This is a genomic window from Pseudomonas sp. 51_B (assembly GCF_017491595.1).
Classification (GTDB): Bacteria; Pseudomonadota; Gammaproteobacteria; order Pseudomonadales; family Pseudomonadaceae; genus Aquipseudomonas; species Aquipseudomonas promysalinigenes.
The window spans coordinates 1-569 of sequence record NZ_JAFGYW010000121.1 but is presented as its reverse complement, the minus strand read 5'-3'; the positions used below and the strand labels follow the sequence as shown (position 1 = coordinate 569).

The 569-nt window shown below is 74.2% G+C and carries 1 protein-coding gene; it reads left to right on the top strand.

The features are described 5' to 3' along the window. On the top strand, nucleotides 1–392 hold a 392-nt coding region (locus tag J5M56_RS23950), incomplete at its 5' end, for an ATP-grasp domain-containing protein (protein WP_207937935.1). Between the last annotated feature and the right edge of the window lie 177 nt (nucleotides 393–569).

Below are 569 nucleotides of genomic sequence, written 5' to 3'. Positions count from 1 at the left end.
GCGTCGAGCTGTTCGTGCGCGGTGACGATGTCTGGTTCTCCGAGGTGAGCCCGCGCCCGCACGACACGGGGCTCGTGACGCTCGCGTCTCAGCGCCAGTCGGAGTTCGAGCTGCATGCGCGCGCGATCCCCGGCCTGCCGGTCGAGCCCGCGCTCGCGACGCCCGCCGCGTCGGCCGTGATCTACGGCGGGCTCGACGAAGCGGGCATCGCGTTCGAGGGCGTGCGCGACGCGCTCGCGGTGCCGGGCGCCGATCTGCGGCTGTTCGGCAAGCCCGAGAGCTTCGCGAAGCGCCGGATGGGCGTCGCGCTCGCGACGGGCGCGAACGTCGACGAAGCGCGCGAGCGCGCGAAGCGGGCCGCCGCCGCGGTGCGTCCGGTGTCCGCGCGTTGACGAGTGCTGACGAGTGCTGACGTGTGGCGCGCATCGCGCGCCTGCGCATGCCGGGGCGGGGCGCGCCGGCCGCGACTGGCCGCCGCGGTCGCGGCAATCGTATTGGGTGGTTTCCGGCCGATGCGCTCGCGCGCGGCGTAGCCGGGGAAGGAGGGTGTCATGACGTGGATGTTGATC